Origin of the sequence: Micromonospora sp. NPDC050495 (genome assembly GCF_040655175.1) — a bacterium.
In the GTDB taxonomy this organism is placed as follows: Bacteria; Actinomycetota; Actinomycetes; order Mycobacteriales; family Micromonosporaceae; genus Micromonospora.
Genome location: NZ_JBFAJK010000063.1, coordinates 19,910 through 27,062, shown reverse-complemented (window position 1 = coordinate 27,062; position 7,153 = coordinate 19,910). Strand labels below are relative to the sequence as shown.

Sequence of the window (7,153 nt, the reverse complement as noted above, 5' to 3'; positions counted from 1 at the left end):
CGCGACGACCTGCTGCAACACGACGGCTACCTCCACGGCGGCGTGCTCTCCTACGCCGCCGACAACGCGATCACCTTCGCGGCCGGCAGCGTCCTGGGCCCGGCCGTGCTCACCAGCGGCCTGACGGTCAGCTACCTGCGCCCCGCCGCGCAGGGCCGGACGCTTCGGGCGCGCGCCACCGTCGTCCACGCCGGTCGCCGCCAGGCCGTCTGCCGGTGCGACCTGCTCGCGATCGACGGCGACGAGCCGGGCACGCTCTGCGCCGTCGCCCAGGGAACCGTCCTGACCAGGCAGTCCAGGCCGCAACCCGCCGGAGAGGAGTGACGCTGCGGCAAGCGATCCCCAACCGGGACAGGCTCCTGCGGGAGGTTCGCTGCCCAGAGCGCGCCGTCCTCGGCCGCGGCGCCGCGTAACCCCGGCCGGTGCGCAGATCGCCCAGCCCTGACCCAAGACCGCGTCCGCCAGCTCTCGCAGCTGGCCGAAGCCCTGACCCCGAGGAACGACAGGCCATGGACGCTACCCTGCCCGCGCTGGCACGGATGTCTGCTCTCATGGACATCGAGCGCTGATCTGCAGCGTGCCGCTCCTCATATCTCGGAAGGAACCTCATGGCAGCCACAGCGCGCTTCCCGCTGGAGCCCGTGCCCATTCACGTCCCCGACGCCGTGCTCGACGACCTCAAGGCGCGGCTGCGACTCACGCGGTGGCCCGACGATGCGGGCAACCACGACTGGTACTACGGCGTCGGCCGTAGCTACCTCCAGGAACTCGCCGACTACTGGCTCACTCACTACGACTGGCGCAAGGCCGAAGCTGCGATCAATGCCTACGAGCACTACCAGGTGAGCGTCCAGGGCGTTCCGGTCCACTTCATGCGTAAGCCCGGCGTCGGTCCCGACCCCACGCCGCTCATTCTCACGCACGGCTGGCCTTGGACCTTCTGGCACTGGTCCAAGGTCATCGACCCCCTCGCCGACCCCGCCGCCTTCGGCGGCGACCCGGCCGACGCGTTCGACGTCATCGTTCCCTCCCTGCCCGGCTTCGGCTTCTCCACCCCGCTGCCCGACAACCCCGACATGAACTTCTGGAAGGTGGCCGACCTCTGGCACACCTTGATGACCAGCACCCTCGGCTACCAGAAGTACGCCGCCGGCGGATGCGATGTCGGCGCCCTCGTCACCGGCCAGCTCGGCCATAAGTACGCCCGCGAACTGCATGCAATCCACATCGGCTCCGGCCAGAAGCTCACCCTCTTCAACGGCGACCGGGCTTGGGACCTCAGCGGAGGTCGGCCGATCCCCGAGGGCCTGCCCGAGCCTGTACACCAGCAGCTCGTCTCCCTGGAGCGGCGCTTCGCCGTCCACCTGGCCGCCCATGTCCTCGCCCCCAGCACCCTCGCCTACGGGCTCTCCGACTCACCGGTCGGCCTGCTCGCCTGGATTCTGGAGCGCTGGGCCGGCTGGAGCGACAACCACGGCGACGTGGAGAACGTCTTCTCCAAGGACGACCTTCTCACCCACGCCATGATCTTCTGGGTGAACAACGCTATCGGAACCTCGATGCGCTACTACGCCAACGCCAACCGCTACCCCTGGGCCCCCTCCCACGACCGTCAGCCGGTCATCGAAGCCCCCACCGGCATCACCTTCGTCGGCTACGAGAACCCACCCGGCGTCACCACCGAGCGGCGGATCCAGAGCTGGCTCTCCAGCGACCGTGCTGACTGGTACAACCACGTCAACCTCACCGCTCACGAGAGTGGCGGCCACTTCATCCCATGGGAGATTCCCGGCATCTGGGTCGATGATCTGCGTCGGACCTTCCGCAGCCGACGCTGAACCACGACATCGGCAGGGCTAGTAGTGCTTTGTTAGGTCGGCGTGTCGTTGAGTTGTCTGAGTGGTTCGGGGTAGTTCGATGTTGGGGTGACCCCTGATGAGCTTTCCGTTGTGCGGCAACGGCTTGAGGCCTTCGCCGCGGATGTGTTCACCCCGCTGGTGCGGTCGGATCAGCGGGCGAAGGGTGAGACGTATCTGCGGGGGCTGCTGCTGGATGGGCGGCGTAAGTCGATGCAGCCGATGGCGGATCGGCTCGGGGTGGATCATCAGGGGTTGCAGCAGTTCGTGACGACCTCGACGTGGGACACCACGGCGGTGCGGATGCGGCTGGCCGCGCGGGCGGTCGAGGTGGTCAAGCCGGTGGCGTGGGTGGTCGACGACACCGGCTTTCCGAAGGACGGCAAGGGATCGCCGGGCGTGGCCAGGCAGTACTCCGGCACGTTGGGCAAGGTGGCGAACTGTCAGATCGGGGTGAGTGTCCACGCGGTCACCGACACCGCGTCGTGCCCTCTGGACTGGCGGCTGCTTCTCCCGACGTCGTGGGACGACCAAGCCGTTGACGAGGCTGACCGGGCCGGGGTGGCCGCTCGCCGGACCCGGTGCGGGATACCTGCCGACGAGCGTCATCGCCCGAAGTGGGTGCTGGTGGTGGAGATGCTCGACGAGCTGGCCGACCACGGGCTGCGGCCACCGCTGCTGGCCGCTGACGCCGGCTACGGAGACAACAGCCAGTTCCGCAGTGCCCTAGACGAGCGTGGGGTCGGCTACATCATGCAGGTCAAAGGCGACGCCCTCGCCCACAAGCCAGACGTGCGGCCAGTCGAGAGGGTGTGGTCCGGGCGGGGCCGCCCACCAACCCGCACCGACCCGCGCTACCCGAAGGCGGCGGTCAGCCTGGTCGAACACGTCCGCGCGGCTGGACGCGACATCGCGGAGACGATCACCTGGCGGGAGGGCTCGAAGGGCACGATGAGTTCGCAGTTCGTCTTCCTGCGGGTGCGTCCGGCCGGGCATCGCGTGGCCCGTGACGGCGATGGCCTCCTGCCCGAGCGGTGGCTGATCGCCCAGTGGCCCGACGACGAGGCCGAGCCGGTCAAGTACTGGCTGTCCAGTCTCCCCGAGGCGACCAGTCACACCGACCTGGTTCGCTACGGCAAGATCCGCTGGCGCGTCGAACACGACTACCGCGAGCTGAAGACCGGCCTCGGCCTGGACCACTTCGAAGGCCGTTCCTGGATCGGCTGGCACCGCCACGTCACCCTCGTCACCGCCGCGCACCTGTTCATCACGGAACTGCGTCTCGACCCAAAAGCGGCTGCGCCGGCCTGACCCTCTACACCGTCATCCGCGAGCTGCAACGACTCCTCGCCACCTGGACCGGCGCCTGCATCACCTGCCACCAACCCGTGAAACCGCTACACCGCAACAAACGCCACCGAACCTAACAAAGCACTACTAGTGGGAGTGTCAAGTTAACGGCTCTGGTGCAGAAACGGTGGTCGCCGTGAGTGACCTACGCGAGCAGGATTCGTTGGCGGAGTAGGGCGAATCCGGCTCGGCCGTACATTTGCCGTTTCAGGAGCTTGACCTTGGTGTTGGCGCCTTCGATCGGGCCGTTGCTGTAGGGCAGCGTCAGGCCCGCGGCGACGGCGGGCAGGTCCATGCGCAGGCCGTGGACGAAGCCGTGCAGGGCGGGCAGGTCGTCGGCGTCGACGGCGGCCATCCAGGCGTCGAGGTCCTGACCGCGGCGGCCGGTGAGCAGGCTGGCGAACTCGCGCACTCGCCGGGCCAGGATGGTCAGGTGCGGGCATGCGGCGAGCAGGTCGTCGAGGTGACTGCGGTGATGAGCAGGCAGGTTGTCCGGTGGGGTCATGAGCCAGGCGACCAGCCGGCGGGGTGACGGCGGAGTCCGTTCGGCCTGGGCGCGGCCCTGGTTGAGGTAGCGGACGAACAGGTTGGCGCTGCCGGTGTAGCCCTGTTCGCGGACCTCGCTCAGCAGGCGGGTCACCGCCACGCTGGGGTTTTCGGCCAGGCGGCGGCGCAAGTGATCCCGGAACGGGTCGACCAGCGTTTCGCGGTAGCGCGGCGGACGCTGCAGTTCTTCGGCCGCGGCTGCGCGGGCGTAGCGTTTGACGGTGTTCAGCGCCCAGCCCAGCCGGCGGGCACATTCCAGCAGACCGACGCCTTGGTCGAGCAGGGCGTGCACGGCGGCGTGCCGTTCGCGGGTGCGTTCATCCAGCCGCCGGTCCCGGTGTGGCGGGCTATGGTGCCAGCAGCCACTATGCGCGACCACGATCGGGGCTTGACCCCTGATCCTGGACACGGGGTTTATGCGGCTGGGGCCAGCGTAGCTGGCGCTGGCTGGGTGTTCTTCCCGTAGGTGATCGGTGGCTGTTGTCCGAGCCGGGAGTGGCGTCGGACGGTGTTGTAGCGGTGCAGCCAGCGGAACGCGGTGAGTCGGGCTTGGCGTTCGTCGGTGAAGGCGCGGCGGCCTTGCAGGGTTTCGCGTTTGAAGGTGGCGTTGAACGACTCCGCGGCGGCGTTGTCGGCGGAGCTGCCGACGGCGCTCATCGACTGCCGGACTCCGGCGGCCTGGCATTCGGCGGCGAAGGCCCTCGATGTGTATTGGGCTCCGTGGTCGGTGTGCATGATCGCCCCGTGCAGGCTGCCTCGGGTGCGATGGGCGGCGTGGAGGGCGTCGATGACCAGGTCTGTGCGCATGTGCTCGGCGATCGCCCAGCCGGCGAGGCGGCGGGAGTGCAGGTCGATGACGGTGGCCAGGTAGAGGAACCCGCGGTCACCGACCGGCAGGTAGGTGATGTCACCGACGTAGCGCTGGTTGACGGCGCCGGCGCTGAAGTCCCGGCCGATCAGGTCCGGAGCCTTCGCCGCGGCCGGGTCCGGCACCGTCGTACGAGTGCGCCGCCGTAGGCGCAGCCCTTGCACGCCGAAGCGGCGCATCACCCGCGCGACCCGCTTGCGGTTGATCGCCAGTCCGGCATCGCGGAGTTCGGCGGTGATCCGTGGTGCTCCGTAGGTGCCGTCGTGCGCTGTGTGCACCGCCCGGATCCGGCCCACGAGAGCGACGTCCGCGGCATCACGCGCCGCCCGGGCCGCGGCGGCCGCCCGCCAGTAATAGAAGCTCGAGCGGGACACCCCGATGACCTGACACAACCGCTTCACGCCGTAGCGCTGCTGGTGGTCGGCGACGAACTGGAAGCGGTTCACCAGCGCGTCTCCCCGGCGAAATACCGGGCCGCCTTCCGCAGAATGTCCCGCTCTTCCTCCAGCTCGCGGACCCTGCGTCGCAACGCGGCGTTCTCGTCCTCCACCGAGCCGGCCGCCTGCGGCCTCGCCGACGCCGCCGGCCCGGACATCGCGCCCCGACGCTGATCATCGGCACGAACCCAACTGCGCAACGTCTCCCGGTTGACCCCGAGATCATCAGCGATCTGCGCGATCGTCGCCCCCGACCGAGATCGGTACAACGCGACCGCGTCGGCCTTGAACTCCGCGGGGTAGTGCTTGTTCACCATCTGTCAGGGACTCCTGATCTCCCCGGACCATCACGATCCAAGGCTCAAGTGTCCAGGACCAGGGGCAACTCCCGCGAACCTGCGAAACGCAGGCAACCCGGCCACGGGCAACGCCTCAACCCAGTTACGAGACGCCCCTCAGAGCTGTTCCCGCAGGATGTTCTTCTGAATCTTCCCGGTCGAGGTCTTCGGGAGCGGTCCGATGACAAAGCGTTTCGGCACCTTGAACCCAGCCAGGCGCGTACGGAGGAAGGCGACGACACTGCCCTCGTCAAATGACTCGGCATCGTCTCGGAGCGTGACGAACGCAACCGGCACCTCACCCCATTGCTCATCGGGGCAGGCCACCACGGCCGATTCAAGAATGCTGGGATGGTGATCGAGGACCCGCTCGACCTCGACGGAAGAGATGTTCTCTCCGCCGGAGATGATCACATCCTTGCGCCGGTCCCGGATCTCGATGTATCCATCCGGGTGCCGCACCGCGAGGTCCCCCGTGCGGAAGAACGTCTCGTCCGAGCGTTGAATACTCGCCGCCCGGGTACGCTCCGGATCGCGGTAGTACCCCAGCATCAAGGTATTGCCACGCAGAGCGATTTCCCCGATCGTCGTGGCATCGGCCGGTACGTCAGCGCCGTCGTCGTCAACCACGCGCACCTGGTCGGCGGTCACGTTGCCGACACCCTGACGCGCGCTGAGTCGGGCACGCGTCGCCTGGTCGAACTCGTCCCACTCCGGATGCCAGTCATTGACGGCGACGGGACCCGACGTCTCGGTGAGCCCGTAGAGGTGTGTGACATCGAAGCCAAGCCGGTCGAGTCGTGCAAGCAGAGCGGAGCCGGGGGGTGCTCCACCGGTCTGCACTGACACCCGGTGTGGAAGCGGACTGCCGTCGACCTCCGATGCGTCAGCGATCATGGTGAGTATTGTGGGAGCGGCGCTGAAGTGAGTGACGGACTCTTCACGCAGGGCGCGCCAGGCCGCCGCAGCGGAGAACTTGCGCAGACAGACATGCGTGGCACCCGCCGCGGTAACCGCCCAGGGGAAGCACCATCCGTCGCAGTGAAACATTGGCAGGGTCGACAGGTACCGGCTGCGTGCGTTGAGCTCGGTATGCACCACCATCGACAACGCTTGGAGGTAGGCGCCCAGGTGGTGGTACATCGCGCCCTTTGGATCCCCGGTGGTCCCGGACGTGTAGTTGATCGCGAGCAACCCCCGTTCGTCGGCACACGGCCGCCGTAACGGTTCGGCCGTTGACAGCGCCGATTCGTAAGCGGACTCATCGATCAGGTTGATCCCGGTCGTCGCGACGACACGTTCCGCCAGCTCAACAAGATCACCCGTGCAGATCAGGGCCTTCGCGGCGCAGTGCTGGATGATCCATGCGAGTTCATGGGCGGAGAGCCGGATGTTCAGGGGGACCAGAACCGCGCCGGCCGTCGGGATGCCGTGGTGGCACTCGAGCATGACGTGACTGTTGGAGGCGAGCACGGCCACTCGGTCCCCGGGCTGGATATCGAGCGCAGCCAGCGCGCCGGCGAGTCGCAGCGAGCGATCTGCGAACTGACGGTAGCTGAAACGATGCTCACCATCGATGATGGCAGGGCGGTCGGCATGTACGCGCGCCGACCGCGCCAAGAACGACGTGGGCGTGAGTTCCGAGAAGGCGAACATGGCCGGCTCGCTGGTGCCGCGATCGATAGAGTATCGCATGTGAATCCTTGCTGAGCGGCCTCATCGGGAGGACAACTCCGTGAAGGGTGAAGAGAGTCGGTG

At 67.7% G+C, this 7,153-nt stretch carries 6 protein-coding genes; 3 read left to right on the top strand and 3 right to left on the bottom strand.

Features of this window, described 5'->3' with window-relative positions; genetic code table 11:
• The 3 genes from AB0I11_RS31535 to AB0I11_RS31525 form a co-directional block, all read left to right on the top strand.
• Positions 1 to 324, top strand: a 324-nt coding sequence (locus AB0I11_RS31535) for a PaaI family thioesterase (RefSeq protein ID WP_357329026.1), incomplete at its 5' end; no start/stop codon positions are given.
• A 284-nt stretch (positions 325 to 608) separates the two neighbouring features.
• Positions 609 to 1,838, top strand: a complete 1,230-nt coding sequence (locus tag AB0I11_RS31530; RefSeq protein WP_357329023.1) for an epoxide hydrolase — start codon at positions 609 to 611, stop codon at positions 1,836 to 1,838.
• Between the two features lie 87 nt (positions 1,839 to 1,925).
• A complete protein-coding gene (locus tag AB0I11_RS31525) occupies positions 1,926 to 3,167 on the top strand; it encodes an IS701 family transposase (RefSeq protein ID WP_357329019.1) in 1,242 nt (413 codons plus the stop codon).
• 184 nt (positions 3,168 to 3,351) lie between these two features.
• Here AB0I11_RS31525 and AB0I11_RS31520 read toward each other — a convergent pair whose 3' ends face one another.
• The 3 genes from AB0I11_RS31520 to AB0I11_RS31510 form a co-directional block, all read right to left on the bottom strand.
• Positions 3,352 to 4,044: a transposase gene (locus tag AB0I11_RS31520; RefSeq protein WP_357329016.1), complete on the bottom strand. Its 693-nt coding sequence runs from the start codon at positions 4,042 to 4,044 to the stop codon at positions 3,352 to 3,354.
• A gap of 122 nt (positions 4,045 to 4,166) precedes the next feature.
• Positions 4,167 to 5,374 (bottom strand): IS3 family transposase gene (locus AB0I11_RS31515; RefSeq protein ID WP_357329013.1). Its coding sequence is split into 2 segments (ribosomal slippage): positions 4,167 to 5,077 and positions 5,077 to 5,374, totalling 1,209 coding nucleotides; the frame shifts between segments, so codons are not numbered across the junction.
• Positions 5,375 to 5,512: 138 nt separating this feature from the next.
• Positions 5,513 to 7,090, bottom strand: coding sequence for an AMP-binding protein (locus AB0I11_RS31510; protein WP_357329008.1), 1,578 nt, complete (start codon positions 7,088 to 7,090; stop codon positions 5,513 to 5,515).
• Between the last annotated feature and the right edge of the window lie 63 nt (positions 7,091 to 7,153).